The 18,825-nt window shown below is 54.9% G+C and carries 14 protein-coding genes; 9 read left to right on the top strand and 5 right to left on the bottom strand.

The window, feature by feature from the left end; translation table 11 throughout:
• Positions 1–5: 5 nt before the first annotated feature.
• Positions 6–1,706 carry a hypothetical protein gene (locus H144_RS0114305; protein WP_019942761.1) on the bottom strand — a complete coding sequence of 567 codons (1,701 nt, stop codon included), beginning with the start codon at positions 1,704–1,706 and terminating at the stop codon, positions 6–8.
• A gap of 180 nt (positions 1,707–1,886) precedes the next feature.
• Here H144_RS0114305 and H144_RS0114310 point away from each other — a divergent pair, with 180 nt between their 5' ends.
• The 9 genes from H144_RS0114310 (at position 1,887) to H144_RS0114350 (ending at position 10,082) form a co-directional block, all read left to right on the top strand.
• Complete coding sequence (locus H144_RS0114310) at positions 1,887–2,495, top strand: dihydrofolate reductase family protein (protein WP_019942762.1); 609 nt, start codon at positions 1,887–1,889, stop codon at positions 2,493–2,495.
• Between the two features lie 104 nt (positions 2,496–2,599).
• The gene (locus tag H144_RS0114315) at positions 2,600–3,661 is read left to right on the top strand and encodes a sensor histidine kinase (RefSeq protein ID WP_084599957.1); all 1,062 of its coding nucleotides are present in this window, start codon (positions 2,600–2,602) and stop codon (positions 3,659–3,661) included.
• Between the two features lie 66 nt (positions 3,662–3,727).
• Positions 3,728–4,363: a response regulator transcription factor gene (locus H144_RS0114320; RefSeq protein ID WP_019942764.1), complete on the top strand. Its 636-nt coding sequence runs from the start codon at positions 3,728–3,730 to the stop codon at positions 4,361–4,363.
• A gap of 27 nt (positions 4,364–4,390) precedes the next feature.
• Positions 4,391–5,617, top strand: a complete 1,227-nt coding sequence (locus H144_RS0114325; protein ID WP_019942765.1) for a hypothetical protein — start codon at positions 4,391–4,393, stop codon at positions 5,615–5,617.
• Positions 5,618–5,619: 2 nt separating this feature from the next.
• Positions 5,620–6,180: a hypothetical protein gene (locus tag H144_RS0114330; protein WP_019942766.1), complete on the top strand. Its 561-nt coding sequence runs from the start codon at positions 5,620–5,622 to the stop codon at positions 6,178–6,180.
• Between the two features lie 11 nt (positions 6,181–6,191).
• Positions 6,192–6,851, top strand: a complete 660-nt coding sequence (locus tag H144_RS0114335; RefSeq protein WP_026350692.1) for a hypothetical protein — start codon at positions 6,192–6,194, stop codon at positions 6,849–6,851.
• A gap of 199 nt (positions 6,852–7,050) precedes the next feature.
• On the top strand, positions 7,051–7,470 hold the full coding sequence (locus H144_RS0114340; protein ID WP_019942768.1) for a hypothetical protein: 420 nt from the start codon (positions 7,051–7,053) through the stop codon (positions 7,468–7,470).
• A gap of 6 nt (positions 7,471–7,476) precedes the next feature.
• Positions 7,477–7,764, top strand: coding sequence for a hypothetical protein (locus H144_RS0114345; protein ID WP_157504720.1), 288 nt, complete (start codon positions 7,477–7,479; stop codon positions 7,762–7,764).
• Between the two features lie 47 nt (positions 7,765–7,811).
• Positions 7,812–10,082, top strand: coding sequence for a hypothetical protein (locus H144_RS0114350; RefSeq protein WP_157504722.1), 2,271 nt, complete (start codon positions 7,812–7,814; stop codon positions 10,080–10,082).
• Between the two features lie 28 nt (positions 10,083–10,110).
• On the opposite strand, the gene H144_RS0114355 is transcribed toward H144_RS0114350, so the two are convergent.
• The 4 genes from H144_RS0114355 to H144_RS0114375 all read right to left on the bottom strand — a co-directional run bounded on the left by H144_RS0114355 (position 10,111) and on the right by H144_RS0114375 (position 18,793).
• Positions 10,111–11,916: a M43 family zinc metalloprotease gene (locus H144_RS0114355; protein ID WP_033402690.1), complete on the bottom strand. Its 1,806-nt coding sequence runs from the start codon at positions 11,914–11,916 to the stop codon at positions 10,111–10,113.
• Positions 11,917–12,071: 155 nt separating this feature from the next.
• A complete protein-coding gene (locus H144_RS0114365) occupies positions 12,072–13,580 on the bottom strand; it encodes a RagB/SusD family nutrient uptake outer membrane protein (protein ID WP_019942773.1) in 1,509 nt (502 codons plus the stop codon).
• An 18-nt stretch (positions 13,581–13,598) separates the two neighbouring features.
• A complete protein-coding gene (locus tag H144_RS0114370; protein ID WP_229207904.1) occupies positions 13,599–16,757 on the bottom strand; it encodes a SusC/RagA family TonB-linked outer membrane protein in 3,159 nt (1,052 codons plus the stop codon).
• 440 nt (positions 16,758–17,197) lie between these two features.
• Complete coding sequence (locus H144_RS0114375) at positions 17,198–18,793, bottom strand: RagB/SusD family nutrient uptake outer membrane protein (RefSeq protein ID WP_019942775.1); 1,596 nt, start codon at positions 18,791–18,793, stop codon at positions 17,198–17,200.
• Positions 18,794–18,825: the final 32 nt, after the last annotated feature.

Raw genomic sequence — 18,825 nt, forward strand, 5'->3', positions numbered from 1 at the left:
ACCTTTTATTGAAGCGCAATGCGTCCATCCCCCACTTGCAGCGCGCGGTCAAGCTTGTAAAAGGTTTGCCGCCCGTCGTTTTCAACATCTAGCAGCCCGAGATCATACGAGCCCGGCGCGAGGTCGTCGTGGCGGATCAATGTATTGAAACCCGGCTTGTAATAGGGACTGCCGGTGAAAAACCGCTTGCGCCCTTCGGTCTTAGGGTTCGCGCACATGAGATGAAAGCGGTTTCGCTCCTTATCGCGGAGCACAAGGAAGCGGTCGGCGAGGATGTGCTTCGGCTGCGGGGCACTCATGCTGGTCAGAAAAAAGAGGTTAAGGGTTTCACTGCCCCGCCGCTCAGGCCGGGCGACAGTCCACGTTTCGACCTCCATCTGGTAGTTGCCGGCAGCCGTCGCATTAGCCCGAAAGAGCGAGTCGAGCCGGGCCTGATGCGTTACCGCGGGCGGCAGGTGGAAGAAGCCTTTCTGGTAGGCGGGGGTCAGGTAAAAATCCGCATTCTTCAAAAGGCTCTTTTCAACCGAGTACATATCGCGGTTGGTGGGCCAGTTGTACAGGTCGGCGAGGTAAGTGGCTTTCTTGGTCGCCACCACGCCGGTAAAGCGGTAATGCGAGTAAGTCCAGTAGATCACGCTGAGTCCCGTTACGGCGATCAGCACGCTTTTCCGTTTAAAAAAGGCCGTATATTCCACGAGCAGAATGTAGAATATGACTGTCGACAGCGCGGCGTAAATCTGGAAACGGCTGGCAATGGTGCTTTCGGTCCAGGAGCGGAATACCGCCACCACCAGGCTCGTGATCACGATGAATGCGAAAAAGGTGAGCAGCTCTACCGTTCCGGGTCTGGTGAGGGCTTTTTTGTCAAAATAAATACGCGCCACCCGCACGACGAGGTAAGTCATGAATGCCAGGATCACAATGCCCCACACGACGGAAAACAGCTTGGGATTTTCCCAAAGCGACATTTCCGAACCGATAAACCCGAAAAAAGAGGAAAAAAACGACGCGGCGCTCTTGGGCAGGTTCACCGCCTGCCCCGATTCGTAATCCGCCAGGTACAGTACCAGGCAGATCACCGTGAACACGCAGGTTTTGATGGCGTTGCGGAAGTCTTTGAAACAGAGGAAATAAAATACAATAGCGGGAAAAGACAGGATACCGTTCCCGTGTGTGAACGTGGCGAGGAAGCAGCAGAGCATGGCGACGTAAAATGCGGCAGGCTTGCGGCTGGACACGAGTAAAATGGCCGTGACGGTGAATGCGGTCAGGAAAGAGTGCTGCATGCCGTTCAATGCCCAGCCCGACACGTCGTGAAACAACGGGTGGAAAAACAGGAACGGGGCCGGCAGGAAATAATACACCGGCAGCCGCATTTTACGGAACTGGATCCACACGAAACCGAATATGTAGATCACGTTGATCAGCACGAGGACAATGTAGAACCGGAAGTTCAAATGCCCCGTGAGCTTGTAGTTCAGCAGCGCAATGAGCCGCGGTACCACGGCCTTATGGTCGTTGAATGTCCGGAAGAGTTCCGTAACCAGTTCACCCAGAGATGTTTGTTTCTGCGTAATGGCATCGATGAACTGAATCAGCAAAAAATCGTCCTGAAATGGGAAATTGACTGAGAAAAAATAGTGATACAGGAAGTAGGCAAAAATAACCAGACCGATCACCGCAACCGACAGAATTCGTAAAATCATAGTTTCAAAACTAACAGATTCTGCCGGATATTGATGTAAATACTGCTAATCTTCCGATCAAACGTATTGTTGGCGCATTTGCCCCCCGGAAGCGACGGATTTGCACCGCTTCTTTGGGCATAGACTTTTCTAAACTTGTATGGTCAAGCAATACAGGCGAATACATTAATCTGAAAGATCATGAGGAGGATTATCACAAACGAATTTATGTCTTTGGATGGCGTTATCCAAGGTCCGGGAGGCCCGGAAGAGGACACTACCGGCGGCTTCGAACTCGGCGGCTGGTCGGCGACGCAATGGGACGATTCCATGCAGCAATTTCTCAACGAGGTGATGCAGCAGGATTACGACCTGCTGCTCGGGCGGTTTACGTACCACATTTGGGAGCCTTACTGGCCGAAACAAACAGGACCGATCGCGGAGAAATTTAACCGCATTAAAAAGTACGTCGCTACGCGGACGCTGCGAGAGGCACATTGGGAAGGCACCGTGCTGCTGAACGACAATGCGATCGAACAGGTCAAAGCATTGAAAGCCGGAGACGGTCCCGACCTGCAAATGTGGGGCAGCGCCGATTTCATCCAGTCGCTCCGAAGGTATGGGCTGATCGACCAGATGAACATCATGATTTTTCCGGTGGTGCTCGGCAGGGGTAAGCGGCTCTTTGCGGAAGGTACCGTGCCCGGCAACTTCAAAATGACGCGGCATATCGTATCGACTACGGGCGTGGTCATCGCTACCTACGAGCCGGATGGCGAAGTACCGATCGGGCGGGCAGGTGGAGGTTAATGCCGGATCACCGCTAAATAAGTAATTTTCACCGGGCGATAATCGCTGAATGGTTCTTCCTAACTTCATCGAGAATCCGTTTGACCTTCTTAACCGCCCATATCATGCAATGCCTGAGCTGTCTTTTGCTGCTTGCTGCGGGCCACGGAATGCTTTCGGCCGCTTCATGGCCGGAAGCAGGCTACCGGGTGAATGGCCGGTTTTACGCACAGTTGCCCGACACGCTGCAAATCCCCGCGCCGGTCAAAGAGCTTTCCCTGGAAATGCCCCTGCATGCCGGCCGCGGCGTCACCTACGCATTCAGGATGGCGCCGATCGATACGGGCTGGATACCTGTCACTTACCCTGCCATTCGTTATGAAACCCTGAAAAAGGGACTCTATTCGCTTCAATTCCGGGTTTTGGATGCGAGCGGGAAAGTGCTGGACACGCGCGTTTTCGTGATTCGTAAAGAGGCGGCTTTCTGGCATGCCTGGTGGTTCATCCCGCTGCTGACGGTGTATGTACTTGTGGTGGTGGGCGTGGGCATTTACATTTTCAGCCTCTACAATATCCGACAGAAACTCAAATTACAATACCTCCGGAACCAGATCGCATCGGACTTGCACGACGAGGTGGGTTCCAATCTCAACAGCATTGCACTGTTCGTGGAGCTGCTGCGCAAAAATGCCTCGCCGGAAACGTTACCCATTCTCGACCGGATCATCAGCAACTCGCGGGAGTCCGTCGAGCTCATGCAGGACACGGTATGGGCCATTAACCCGCGGAACGACTCCTTTCAGAAGCTGGTCGATAAAATGCATTCTTTCGTCACCCAGGCGCTTGCCGCACGCGGGATTGTGCTGGAATTTCAGTCGGATACCGACCTGGGCGACCTGACATTGAGCATGGAGCAACGCAAAAACATTTACCTGATATTCAAGGAAACGGTGAACAATGCCGTCAAGCACGCCGGGGCGACGCGGGTAATTGTCGGCCTCAAACGCCTTGATGACGCTTTCTTTATGAAAATAGAGGACGACGGAAAGGGTTTCGACACGACGCGGGAGTACGAAGGGAACGGCATTTTCAACCTTCGGAAGCGCGCGGAAGAGTCGGGGCTCGACTTGCTGGTGCATTCGCGGCCGGGCAATGGCACCCGTGTGGAGGTGCTTTGCCATCCCTAAAATTGGGGATTTTTCCTGCATTGAAATAACCTGAATTTTGGAACTACCACTCACCCCGCACCGCCGATGATTAAAGTACTGCTATTCGAAGACAACAAGAATTTCCGCGAGGGGCTGGTGCTGTACCTGTCGGCGACGGAAGATATCTGGCTGGCCGGCAGCTTCCCCGACGCCCGCGATGCGGTGCATTTTGTGAAAAAACACAAGCCCGACGTAGTGCTGATGGACATTCAGATGCCGAAGAAGTCGGGTATCGAGGCGCTCGTCGAAATACGGCAGGCGCAGCCGGGCGTTAAGGTGCTCATCCAGACGGTTTTCGAAGATGACGAGAAGATTTTCCAGGCGATATGCTCGGGGGCTTCGGGATATATCGTGAAAAGTCCGAACCCGGAGGTTTACGTGCAGGCCCTCCGCGAGGTGTATGCGGGCGGTGCGCATATGTCGCCGGCGATTTCGCGCAAGGTGCTCGCGATGTTCCAGCATCAGTTTGTGAAGTCGGAGCAGACATTTGTGGACCTGACCAACCGCGAACGGGAGATCCTCGGCTGGATGGTGAAAGGGCAGAGCTACAAGATGATCGCCGCCCAATGCGGGATTTCGTTCAGCACCGTAGCTACCCACGTGAACCATATTTATGAAAAGCTGCATGTGAACTCGGCACCGGAAGCGGTGGTGAAAGCATTGGAAATGAAATTGGTATAACTCTCCGTCACTAACCCGAAAATGCCCATGAGTAACGCTCCCGTTTTCCAGATCCTCGGTAAATCCTGCTGGGCGGCATCGCTCGAAATGTTTACCGACGGCCGGCTGTCGCAATGCGACCTGCTCGCGGCGGACCACGTTCTATACCAGCAAGGACCAGCCCCTGCGTTCTGCTCAGCCAGCTGGCGGGCCGATGACATGGGTGGTTACAGGGGGAGGACGGCAACATTTGGAGCCGTAAATGATCTGCTGGACCAGGCGGCAGGTGGGCCGATCCCATCGGATTCCACCAGGAGAAAGCCGTCTTTCGCCCTGCTGAGAGGGAATCTCGGGACATCGGCCATCACGCTCTATTCCTGGAAAACCGCCAGCGACCTGCATTATGTGGTGTTGAAAAAGGCTATCGAGCAGCGGCTTACGACTGCGGATGTGATCCAATGGATAAAAGTATGGGACCCATTTCCGGTGATGAAAGGCAGGGTTTATTATCTCAATATTGCGGAGTTTTCGCTTGACCGGTGGTTTAAAGGCATCATTTACCATGCATCCGCCCGTGTCGCGGACGCGGCGGATACGCCGGGGCTCACGGACAACGACGCAAGGCGCCTCGTCCAAAAATATATCGATGCCCTGCCGGCCAGGCTGGATGCCGATTTTCGGCAGGTAACGCGCATTGCGGCATCACATCAGATATTGAACTACGATTTCAATGTGACGAATACCAATGTGGAAATCCTGATCAACAGCCGGTACCGCTTTTTCAGCAATGTGCTCGTGTTGGACAAGAATATGAAAATGTATCTCACCGGCTCGGGCAGCGAGTACACCGCTTTTTTCCTGAACAATAACGGAACATATTACATTTCCGCCCTAGAAAACGGCCTGAGATACCTGCCCGTACTAGGTAATGATATGGCCAATGTGATCGACCTGGCAGCCGTGGAGGCGCCGAGAGCCGTGCGTGCTCAGGCGATGGGTAAGCTATACGTAAAAGATCCCGCCGGGCCCGATGAGTTGGAGAAGGAATTTATCAGTTATTTTGATAAAATACCCAAAACAGCGCTGATTTGCCGGTTTTACGACATTGGGCAGCAGTACATTTTCTTCCTGCGGGACGGCCGCGTACGGGTTTATGACCCATCCGGATCATTTGCCTACATCCTGCCCAAAGACGTTAAAAAACCGGTGCATTTGCCGCTGAGTGAGTTTATTAATGCATTAACCCGATTCTATCAGATCACAAACAAAAAGTAGACATGGAAGAAGACGAAATTGAACCGGCCATTGACCGTGTAGCACGATTTAACAGATTAAGAAGTGTTCAGAATGCGGAAAGACAATACCTCGGCTTTCGGTTTTCGATCGACGAACTGCTGCAACTTGTCAACCAGCTGACGGGCAAGCGCGCATTGCTCGTGGACGAGGATGATCTGCCCGGCGCCCGGCGGTCGCTGGAAGGCGCCGAGCTGAGGGTTGTAACGGGCGGGAAATCGGTGGGTAATCCCTACGCGCTCAGCGTATTGAAAGACTATCGCAATGAGCCGGGCACCGTCAATACGAATGAAGACGAAGACAGCGAGTTCAATAACACACATTATCCCATGGCCACGGGCATTGCATTCATCGTAGGGAAGGAGCGGCCCGCGATGGCGCTCACGGTGGATGATTTTCCGCTCGTAGGCAGGAACATCCCGGGCGGAAACCCCCATGAATTTTTTCCTGTATGGGATTTCATGACCGTTCAGGGCCAGTATGGTTACTCATTCTCCGACGGCGGCGGCGGCACGGGCTCCAAAACACCGCCTCCCGGCTCATAACGTATGCTGCGATGCTTTCTGAACTGTTTTTATACCGGTTTTCGGGCTGGCTGCTAACGGCAGTGTGGCTTTTCCTGTCCGTCCAGGCGTTGCGGAACCGCGGCGCCTGGACCGGGAAGTACCGTTATTTCCTCGTTTTCCTGCTTTCGATCGCCTTCATCGAGCTGGTAGCCGCCATTACGGCGCCGCTGCTGAGCAATAACCTTTTTCTGGATTACCCTTACATTACCATCGAGTTTGTCATGCTCGGGCTGTTCCTGGCGCGCATTATCGATATCGGGTTTATTTCAAAACTGGTGTACGGGGCTTCAATCGTCTTCGTGCTGTTCCAGATCGCGAATGCGTTCTGGCTGCAAGGGCTGGAAAGCTACAACAGCTACGGGGACTATGTCAACAATGCCTATTTGTTTATGCTCTCGGTGTGGGCGCTTACCGTGCTGTACCGGCAGAACCTGGGACGCAGCATCCTCGCCGTACGGGACTCCTGGTTCGTATTGGGCATCCTGAGCATTTATCTGCTGATCGCCGTCGTGGATTTTCTGTACGATATGGCATTGCCCTACCGGAACGACCATTTCCTGTATGTCGTACTCATTTCCGGTAATCTTGTCAAATCGGCCCTGCTGCTGCTCTACTACAAAGGAATCCGCATGATGCCGCGTACGTCATAATGTTTTTTCGAGTATCCTATTTCAATTTTTTGCATCTATTAGCACCCATGAACGCACGCTCCCCGGAGCGTGTTTTTTTATATCGACCATGCGTAATATCCATAAAATTGTCGATACCGCTTCACTGGCATTTGGGGGAAATTTGAAATGTCATCACACCCGGTGACTGTTCGTTCCATTCACCCAAATCCTATGCATTATGGCAAAGCAAAGTGAATTCGAAGCAGTGCAGGAAGCCTACTTTACAGGCATCCAACTGGTACAGCTGGCCAAGTTCAGCGATTCGAAAGAATCGGCCCAGTTATTGGCCAAACACGGTATGGCGCTTATTTCAAAGTCGCAGGGTACCATTCAGGACAAGTATTTCGATGAATACTGCGGCACGCGTCCGTGGCGCTGGCCGCGCAAGTGGCCGTTCCCCTGGCCGTTTCCATGGCCATGGTGGAGGTTTTTCGATCCCGGCTTCATCGATCCCGTACCCGATCCGCTCCACGAGGCATTGCTGAGCGACCTGCATCTGCTCGTCAGTATCGAGGATATGCGCACCACCTTGCACGGCAACGCCGCGCTGGAAGCGGTGAAAGGTATTTCGGAACAACTGCGGGGAGGTCTCCGGTAAATGCCCATGATCCTCGAAATCCATTTTCAGGAAGGGTTCTCACACGATGAGGTGCAACTGCTCGTTGACGGCGCCGTTGCCGACCAGGCCACCCTGACTACCAGGCTGCAAACCGGGCTGGCGGCCATCAGGAAGCTGACTGTGAGCCCCGGCGCGAAGGTGCACATTGTGCTGCCCGGCCACGGTATCAAAGAAACGGTCCCGGCCGACGGCGCCCATCGTTATGTCCAGGTCAACTTTGAAAATGGCAACCTTGTGACCACCCCTACGAACCAAATACCCGGTTACCTGTAACAGGCCGATTTGTTCCCGACAATTTATCGATTCTAAACACAATGATCATGGCCAAGAAAAACAACACGCCGGAAATGCCGGCGACAACCCCCGTCATGCCCGACGAGCAACATCCCGATTACCAGGCATATACATACGGCGACGACGATGCCGAAGCGGCAGCACAAGCCGGCGGCGCCGGACCGGGCATCCCGGGCGTGCCCCAGATACCGATTCCGATGGAGCCGTTTCCCGACCTGCCGTTTCCCAACCTTCCCAATCTCCCGCTGAAAATATGCTCGGCCGTGAGCGGGCGGTACAAATTGAGGAACGTGCTCCCGACAGGCCCTAACGGCCCGATAGGCGTGCCGATATTCAACCTGACGAGCATTACCGTGCGGGTGGATGTGGACCGGTTTTATCCGCAGAAACGTATATCCGTGCAAGTGAGCCGCGTATTGCCCCGGTCGACGGCGCACATCATTGCGGACGTCACTTCCGACAAATGTACAGGATTGAACCGCAGGAGAATTGAAGCGGTGATTTCTTACCGCGAGGGAAATAACGCACTAATTCCGGGGGAACGGCTGCTTTTTGAAGCCAGCCGGGGCCTTGGCGCGGGGTATTCCAATTATAAACTGACTGTTTTCGGTAGCGCCACGCCCACCAAAACCTATGTCCTGGATTTCGTAAGCCAGTATTTCGACGACGTCGAATTCGAGGTCGACAAAGTAGCCAATGCCGACGACCCGACGACGGAGTACCAGACGCACAGCCACCCCAACCACCCCGCCAGCCTGCCGAACGAGACCATTTCGTTTGAAACCGTCTACAAACGGGCGGGTTTCAATGCGACCATGTCGCCCAACCGCAGCGAAATACCCATTTCAGGCGCAGGCGCGAATGGAACGTGGAGCGACAGCGAAATGCACAATGCGATGGTAACCTACTGGTCGCGGTTCTCGAACCTGCCGCAATGGGCGCTGTGGGTACTGTTTGCCCGCCAGCACGACGAAGGTTACAGCCTCGGCGGCATCATGTTCGACGACATCGGCCCGAATCACCGCCAGGGGACCTCCATTTTTACGGAGAGTTTCATCAAAGACGTTACGCCGGGCGATACGAATCCCGACGCATGGCGGAAACGGATGGTATTCTGGACGGCAGTCCACGAAATGGGCCACGCATTTAACCTTGCGCATAGCTGGCAGAAAGCCATGTCGACCCCGGACGGCGGGCACCCGTGGCTGCCATTGGTAAACCAGCCCGAGGCGCGCAGCTTCATGAACTATCCGTTCTTTGTGAGCGGCAAGGAGCGGGCATTCTTTTCGAATTTCGAATTCCGCTTTACCAATGAAGAGCTGCTATTCATGCGCCACGCGCCGCGCCGGTTTGTGCAAATGGGTAATGAGAACTGGTTCAGCAACCACGGGTTCGAAGAGCCGAGACAGGACATGTTCTCGGGCCGTTTCAAACTCGAAGTGCGGCCTAACCGGGAGAACAATACCTATTCCTTCCTGGAACCGGTGAGCATCGAGCTCAAACTGACCAATACCAGCGGGTTACCATTGGCGCTGGACGAGCATTTGCTGCAAGACGGCGGGCATATCATCCTGTTTGTCCAGAAAGACAGTGGTACGGTTAAAAAATGGCAGCCGATGATTGTCCGCTGCCACGACGAGCACAAGAAAATGCTCGCAGACGGGGAATCCATTTACGGCACGCACATTGTGAGCGCTTCCACCTCCGGCTGGCTGATCGACGAGCCTGGTTTTTACAACATCCAGGCCGGCGTCGATATGGTGGACGAGGTGCTGCTGAGCAATGTGCTGCGGGTTTTCGTTGCGCCGTCGACGAACCCCGAAGAGAACAAGCTGGCACCGGATTATTTCACCGAGGACGTGAGCCGTGCCTTGGTATTCGACGGGGCGCCCGCGCTCTACAAGGCAATGGATACCTTGCAGGAGGTAACGGAAAGGCTCCCCGGCACGGCGGCATCGCTGCACGCCACCAAAGCCGTGGCTGCCCCGTTGCTGAAACCTTACAAGAAGCTCGAACAAAAAGACGGCTCGCTGGTGGTAGAAGCCAGCAAGCCGGACATCGATAAAGCGGCGCAGCTGCAAACCGCCGCGCTGATGAGCTCGCCCGACAAGGCCGCCGACACATTCGGGCACATCGATTATTTTAAATCCATGGAAAAGCTGGCCGACGCGTTGAACGACTCCGGCCAGAAAGCCGAGGCCAAAAAGGTCATGTCCAGCTCCATTGCCACGATGAAATCCCGCGATGTACTTAGCGAGGTGATCCAACAGGCTGAGAACAAGGCGAAGGCGCTTTGACGATAGCAATGGTCGCGGGCGGGCGGTGTTACCTTTTCACCACCCGCTCCGCCACCATTTCTCCATTCCCCAGCATTACCCGCACGATGTACAGCCCGGCAGGCAAGCCTTTGGCATCGATCGTGTTCCTGTTTTTAGCCTGGTGCACCACCACGCCGCCTGCGTTCACCACCTCTATTTCGCTTCCCTGCGGCATACCGCTGATCGTAATGAGGTCGTCCACAGGGTTGGGACTGATGGTAATCATCTGGTTGGACTGCATTTTTACGTAAATAACCCTTGAATAGGCAAATGCCGCGCTGCCATTTTCAGCCGCACGGTCCACCTGTTTCAAACGGTAATATACAATCCCCGCCAGCTGCGCGGGTGTATCTGTAAACGCATATTCCTTCATACCCCCGGTCTCGCGCACGGGTGCGGATACCCGCCCGACGGTGCGGAACGCCTTGCCGTCCGGCGACGATTCCAGTTCGAAATAGTCATGCCCCGTTTCCCAGGCCGTGGCCCAGCTTAATGCAACGCGGTTTTGTTCCGTCGGCTCGGCGCTGAACCGCACGAGCTGCACAGGCAGGCCGGAAGCGACGGTCGCGACGCCCGGTACGCGGTTGGCGCTCGGGCATTCCAGCCGGTGGCAGGCGGCGTAAAAGGTCGTCGATTCGTTCAAAACAGGTGTAACGAAGCTATTGCCGACTGTCAGGTAATTACCGTTCACCGGGGCGTCGTACCAAAGGATTACCCCGATACAATGAGAGGCCGTAAGCGTGGCCGTGGTGCCTTTCGGGATCGTTTGCCCGACGACGAACGGATCGAGGCCCTTGCTGTTGATCAGCCCCGGCCGCAGGAGCTCGATGGCGCTGCGCATGCGTGCGCGCTGGTCGCTGGTAAACTGCGTCTGGCAGGTCTCTCCATTATAACCCATGTAATTTTTCAACACCGTGCCGAAAGGCTGATTGCCATTGCAGGGATTGAGCGGGTTAGTCTCCGAATAGCAAACGTAATTGGAAAGCTTGTTGACGGGCTCCGTATCGCAAATGCCGTCCCCGTCCTCGGCGCAATTGTTATTGACCGGGCATTCGAGCATATCGAGGTCGCCCATGCCGATGCCCCGCGCGAAGGTGTGCCACAGGTTCATGCCATGTCCCAGTTCGTGCGGTAACACTTTGGAATTGAAATAGGCGGACATGGTCATCGTGCCGTCGGTGGCAGAGTAGCCGCCCGTCGGGAAATGCGCAAACGCGGCAGCCTGGTCCATGTAGTTCACGACCCAGATGTTGTAATATTCGAGATTACTCCAATAGCTGAGCGGGTACACCTGATCATACGGCAGGCCGGGGCCGGTCGGTTCGGTGACGCCGAAGGTGGTATAGGCAGGGTTATTGGGGTAAATACGGTTGATACCGTTCGTAGGGCTGCAATCCGGGGCCCGTACGGCGAGTTGAAACTGGATCTTCGTGTCCACACCGTCGGATTCGGGCAGCTGGTTACGGAATGCTTTGTTCAATGCCGCAATGCCGTCGATCACCTGCTGGTCGGTGAGCAGGGAGCGGTCCTGCGGCTCGATGATGTGCACCACCACCGGAATGTTGTAGATAACGTCCTCCGCGGCCGTACGCTGCGCTTTGGCACTCGCCATGTAGGTTTTCAAACGTTTTTGTACGTCGTCGTAAATCTGTTTCCTGGATTTTGAGAGTAATAGCTTCTGATGTCGCTCAGAGGTCATGCACGTTGAGGGAACGGCTTTTTGTGCATGCGAAACGGTGGCGGGTAGCCATAGCGCGGCAATTAAAACAATGCAGCACGCCACGGCCGGAGAAATTCCGGTAAAATTTTTCATGGTACAGATGCTTAGGGTTCACTGGGCAATGCACTATGAAATAAATATAACTATATTAAAATGAAGTATAATTATTTCTGTCAAAACAAGACAGCCGGCTCGCGGGCCGGCTGTTTGCATGATTGGTTGGATCGTTTTTGAACTACGTCAATAACTTAAAACCCAGGGTTATTTGGCAGCAGATTCGGGTTCACGTCCGACTCCTGTCTCGGCACCGGGAAAAGCAGCTGCTTCTCGCTGAATGTGGCGCCGAAAACCGTTTTGTGGCCTACGAAATCGTCCCAGTTGCCCGTCACGTCGTTATGGACTTTCCGGGTACGGACCATGTCGAACCACATTTTGTTTTCAAAACAAAGCTCGAAATAGCGTTGCAGCCACACTTCCCGCTCGAACGCGGCCTGGTTCAGGCCCGAGACCGGGGCTAGTGTAGCACGTGCACGGATCGCATTCACGTATTCCACGGCCTTCGCATTCGGCGCGCCCTCCGCGCGGTTGGACGCCTCCGCGTACATCAGGTATACGTCCGCGAGTCGGTACAGCGTGAAATTGAGGTCTGATTTAATTGAATTCGTCACCGCATTCGCATCGAACCATTTGTAAATGTAGGTATTCTTGAATGTCACGGGCTGGCCGGTTTTGATGCTAGGGGCCGTTGTGTAGAAGAACTGCTTTTCCGCTACCCGCTTGTCGCCCGCCGGGAACGACTTGATGAACTGCGGTGTCGGGTACACCGATCCGTACTCGTCCGCATACTTCGAGATACCCGAATAGTTCGGGATCGTCAGCGGCGTAAGCGGGTTGGTGAGTGGTACGCTCGCCGCATATTGTACCTGGAAAATGAATTCTCCCAGGTTCTTGTTCGCCGGGTTGATCATATCCGTGTAGTTTTTGAACAGCGAATAGCCGCCTTTCTGGATCACATTCAGCGAGCGCTTGGCCGACTCCGCATAATACTGCTGGCCGCCGTTGATCGCCGCGCCCGCGTAAGTAAGGTACACGTCCGCGAGCAGCGATTCCACCGCCGACATCGATACCATCCCCGTCGTATTCGACCACGGCAGGGTGGAAGTTTCCGCCGCCAGCAGGTCGGGGATGATGATTTTGTCGTAAATGTCCTTCGCAGGCGTGCGCGGCACATTCAGGTCGAGGCTGGTAGGTGTGGCCGTCACGGCAGGCACCGCGCCATACATCCGCACGAGGTAGAAATAGTAGAGCGCGCGCAGGGTATGCACCTCGGCGAGCATATTGTTCTTCTGTTCGTCGGTAAGCCCCACGGCGCTGATGCCCGGAATGCTTTGCAGCGCCAGGTTACAGGCGCCCACGCCCAGGTACATTTGCTGCCACCACGTATCGAAATAGAACGAAGTATTGGTATAGCCCAGGTTCTGGTAATTTACAAAACCCGTCTGGCCGAGGTCGCTGTTGGCCTTGCCGGTCATGAATTCGAGCAAATTATAGGTATTGCCGCCGTACGACGACGGCTGCCCGGCCAGCAGGCCCTGCAAGTTCACGTACGCGGAATTGGCATAAGCGCGGGCCACCTTGCTGCTCGACGCCTCCGATTCAGGCGTGAGAAAGCCGGTAGGCGTTTCTTCGAGAAAATCGGAACAGCCGCCGATGGTCAGCAATGAAGCTGCCAGCAATATATTTTTCAGCACTTTCATATCTGTTGTGGTTGCGGTTTAAAAAGTAAGTGTCAGGCCCAGGTTCCACACGCGCGGGCGTGGGTTGGAGAAGAAATCCAGGTTTTGCGAGAATGCCGTATTGGCACCATAGCCCGAGTTGAAAGTATCCACTTCCGGATCGTAGCCGCTGTATTTCGTGATCACAAACAGGTTTTGAACACTCGCGTAAATGCGCAGCCGATCCATTTTCAGGCGGTCGAGCACGTCGTTGTCGAACGTATAGCCGAGCATGAAGTTTTGTCCGCGGATAAATGAGCCGTTTTCCACCCACCAGGTATCGAAGTGCGAATCCTGAGCGAATTTGTAGTTACGCACCTGTGAAATCATCGTATTCTGGTGGTCGGGCGTCCAGGCGTCGAGCACCGTAGCGAGGCTGTTGGCGATCGTCTGGCGGTCTTCTACCGAATGCTTGAAGGTCGCGGCGGTGTTCAGGCCTTCCACGAAGCGGATGTTGAACGAGAAATCGAAGCCCTTGTATTTCATGGTACTGTTGATGCTTCCCGTCCATTTCGGCGTCGTGCGGCCGATAATGCTGTAATAATTGCTGCCGTCGGCATTGTAGATGTACTTCCTGTCGCCTGGTTTCAGGTTATGCTCGGCGGCCAGGGCAGCCTCGTCGGAGCTGTAAGTGCCGATGCGCGTCATGCCGTACAGCGAGCCGATCGGTTCGCCCACGCGCAGGATGTTCGTTTGTCCCAAAAAGTTGGGCCCCGGGAAAATGTCGGCATTACCGCGGTTCAGTTTCAGGATCTTGTTCGCATTGGTAGCCAAAATGAAGTTCGTCGTCCACGAGAAGTTACGCGTTTCGATATTGGTGGTATTCAAGCTCACCTCGAAACCGGAGTTCCGCACCGAGCCGACATTCTGGTACACGTTCGCGTTCACTTCTCCGGCCGACCACGGAATGGGCGCTTGAAGCAGCAGGTCTTTCGTCACGCGGTTGTAATAATCCACCGTCAGGTCGATTTTCTGGCCAAGCCCCAGTTCCACGCCCGCATCGAACTGCAACGATTTCTCCCATTTCAGATTAGGGTTACCCAGGTAGCTCGGCAGCAATGTCGATTGCAAGGCACCGTTCAGCACCGTGCTCGTCGCGTTGGTCGTTCCCGGCTGGATCTGCGCAATGGATTGGTACTGACCGATTTCCTGGTTCCCGGAAAGCCCGTAGCTCGCCCGCAATTTCAGGTTGGTAATCGTTTTGCTGCCTTTCAGGAAGCCCTCTTCCGATACGCGCCAGGCGGCACCCACCGACGGGAAGAATGCGTATTTGTTGTTCTTGCCGAATTTCGACGAACCATCGTAACGGCCCGTTGCCGTGAAGAGGTATTTCTCGTCCAGGTTATAGGTCGCCCTGGCAAAATACGAGTTCATCGCCCATTTGTAATCCGACGACGTCGAAGAGCTCCTGACCGAACCCGAACCGAGTGTATGCCATTGGAAAATGTCGTCGATAAAGTTTTGTGTTTCAACAAAATCTGTTTCCTGGTTGTACTGCTGCCACGATGCCCCGAGCAATGCCGTAAACCGGTGGCGCTGGTTCACCGTCTTGTTCCAGGTCAAATAGTTTTCCGACTGCCAGTAGGTGTTCAGGTAGCCCCGGATGTTGGCCACACCACCCTGGTCGGCCGACATGTGCGCCAGGTTTTGGGAAGAAAAATAGTTGTTCTTCTGCGATTGCAGGTTGAACCCGAGGTCGGTCTTGAAATCGAGGTCCTTTGCGATGTGGAACAACAGATAGGTGTTTCCGAGCGATTGCAGCGTATTATTGATCGTGTACCGGTTGTTGGCGATGTTTACCGGGTTGGGGCCCCCTTCCAGCCCGGCAATGTCGTTGTTGCCGGCCCAGGTGCCGTCGGGGTATTTAACGGGCAGGATCGGCACTTCTTCCGACACCATGCGCGGCACATTAAGCCCACCGTTACCGTCCGATACCAGGCGCTGCCGGCTGCTGATGAGCGAAAGGCTTCCGCCGGTTTTCAGCCAGCGGTTAATGTCCGTATCCACGGTAAAGCGGAGGTTATAGCGTTTGAATGCCGACGTGGCCATCAGACCGTTCTGGTTGAGATAACCCAGCGAGAGGCTGAACAATGTTTTGTCGCTCCCGCCCTGGAAATTCAATTGATGGTTGTTGGAAAATGCAGGTTTGTATACCTCTTTTTCCCAGTTGGTATTGTAAAGCGGCTTGTCGTTCGCATCGAAAAGCAGCGGGAAATTGGTATGATTGAGCTGAGCGGGAGGCGTCCACACGCCGCCTGCCGGGTCGAATTTGGTACCGTTGGCGTAAGCCTCGTTGTAGACCTTGACGAATTGGTCGGAATTGAGTGTTTTCACATGGCGGTACAGCTCGCTCACGTTCACATTGCCGTCATAGGAAACTTTCATCCCGCCCACACGGCCGCGTTTGGTGGTGATCATGATCACGCCGTTGGCGCCGCGTGCGCCGTAAATGGCTGTCGACGAGGCGTCTTTGAGTACTTCCAGCGAGGCGATGTCGTTCGGGTTAATGGAGTTGCCATCCACGCCGATCACGCCGTCGACGACGTAGAGCGGGTCGATGTTGGAGTTGATGGAACCGATCCCGCGCACGCGCACCTTCGCGGCCGCACCCGGCGCATTGCTGTTCACGCTCACTTCCACACCTGCGATCTTGCCTTGCAGGGCCTGGGAAACATTCGGAACAGGCTTGTCCATGAGCTGCTCGCCCTTAATGGTCGCCACGGCGCCGGTCAGGTCCGATTTGCGGACGGTACCGTACCCGATCACGACCACTTCGTTGAGCGCCTTGGAATCGGACACCAGACCCACCTCGATGGCCGACTGGTTACCGACCGTGATTTCCTGGCTGGTAAAGCCTACAAAGCTGAATACCAGTACGCTGGATTCGTTGGGGACATTGATTTCGAAATTTCCGGAAGCGTCTGTCGAAGTACCGACGCCCGTTCCTTTAATGAGCACGTTAACGCCGGGCAGCGGGGAAGAATCTTTGGAGTCCAGCACCTTGCCGGTAATCTTCTTGTCGGCGGAAAAAGCGGGCGGGCCTGCAATCGAATGCAGCGAAAGGAGCAGGAGCAGCAGGTTTAGCAGGGCTATTTTTATCGTCCCGACCGGCATGGTAATGGCCGGCCTGGGCAGGCGGCATTGTACATCACTTTTCATACAGGGATTAGTTAGTGTTTATCAAGCGTTTTTAGTCAAAAAAAATGCGGCAGTCCGTAGGGCCGGACGGGGAGCGGATGGGATTCATAATGGATAATCAGGTTTAGTAATAATTCCGGTTTCAATCGATTTCGGGCATAGCAAAACCGTCACCTCTTGCCGTGCGGCAGGCGTTCTTAACGGTTTTTGTCAGGGTGAGGGGGGGATTGTAATATTTTTAAAAAATATAGTCCAAAAGAGGGCAGGGCACATTTAAACGCCGTTAAAATGGCCTTAAATTAGAATTAAAATGCAACGCGGCTGGACAAAACGGTGGTAACGGTGGCGGTGCCGGGAAGGCGGGAATGGCCTGAGCGACAGGCGATGCGCGCGGGGGCTTTAACAAAAAAGGTCCGGAGAGCGCTCTCCGGACCTGGCATTACAAATCTTGCTGGTTCAACTTAATTCCAGGCGTTGGCGATATCCTTCGCGACGTTCGGGTTATAGTTCTTTTCGACGTCGGGGATCGGGAACAGCACGTTTTTATCCTGGAATGGCTGCTTACCATCGCCGGGCTCGGCCGCGCGCTGCGCATTGATCGTCGCCTTCGCAATACCCCAGCGGATGAGGTCGAAATAGCGGGTTTGCTCGCCGCAGAGTTCCACCTGGCGTTCGCGCATGATGAGCTTCATCGCGTCGGCCTGGGCACCCAGGGCAGTGTATGCTACCGCGCCGGAGCGTTTGCGGACCTGGTTAATGAGCGCCAGCGGATCGGCGCCGGTTTTTCCTTGCTGGATCTGTGCTTCGGCGAGCATCAGCAGCACGTCGGCATATCGGATCACCTGGCCGTTGATCGAGCTCGCCGGGCCGCCGTAAGACGCTACCTCATTATAGTACTGGTATTTTTTCCAAACATAATACCCCTGCGGATCATCCGCCTTAAAGGGAAAGTCGATCGCTCCGCCGGTGCATTTCTGGCAGTATTGCGTATCGCCGCCGCTTTCCTTGTTACCGTAGAAGGTAAACTTCGCTCGCGGGTCCACGTAGGCCGCGCCCGTGGTAGGGTGCGCGTACTGGAACGATTTTACCGTGGTAGTAGGCACATACACATTGAACCAGTCCTTGAAACCGTATTCCTGGGCGCGGTCGGAGTGGGTAGCCTTGCCGCCCCAGGTTTCCTGTCCGCCGAAAACGTAATATTGATTACCGATGCCCCAGTCCGTCCATTTGGCATTCATGATCTGGAAAATGTTCTCCGGGCTGCTCTGGTTGGTGGAGCTGAACAGGTTTTCGTAAGACGGGTCGAGCGAGTAGGTGAAAGGCGCGCTGGTGAGCTGCGCGAGCGTGGTCTCGGCCTGCGCCCATTTCTTTTGGTACAGATACGATTTGCCCAGCAATGCCACGGCGGCGCCTTTGGTAGCCCGCCCGAGGCCCGTAGCCGCGTCGTAGGTCACGGGCAGGTCGGCGGCGGCCAGTTTCAGGTCATTTTCGACGTTGGCCCAGATGGCTTCCGCTGAGGCGCGGGAAGGGTAGTTGTTCGCCACGGTGCTGTCGTAGGCGGTGATGAGCGGGGCTTTGCCCCACAGGTTCACAATATTAAAATAGGCGTACGACCGCAGGAAGCGTGCTTCTGCAATATATTGCTTCGCCAGCTGCTGGTCGGCGGCCGACGCCGGGTTCCATACGCCGGCCCGGTCGATCACCACATTGGAGCGGAGAATAAGCCGGTAAAGGCTGTTCCAGAGCTGCCCGATCTGTGCCTGGCTCGTACCGAACGAGTAGTCGGCCAGCTGGGCCATGTCGCCCTGGAGGTTGGTCGTTTTTTTGGCTTCATATCCGAGCAGGTCGAAAATGAAGTAATACTCGCGTGACCAGAGGCCATTATGCAGCAGCGTGGCGTAGGTCGCGACCACCGCCTGGTTGAGCCCTTCGGCAGAGGTAAAATAAGTTTTGTAATCGTAGGCGCTCTGGCTTTCCAGTTCCAGTTTGGATTCGTCGCAGGATGCGAGCTGGAAAGCGGCGATGATGCCCGTCAGATAAAATATGATCTTTTTCATGTTCAATGCTCGATAAGATTTTCCCTTAACCA

The sequence above is a fragment of the Dyadobacter beijingensis DSM 21582 genome (assembly GCF_000382205.1).
GTDB lineage: Bacteria > Bacteroidota > Bacteroidia > Cytophagales > Spirosomataceae > Dyadobacter > Dyadobacter beijingensis.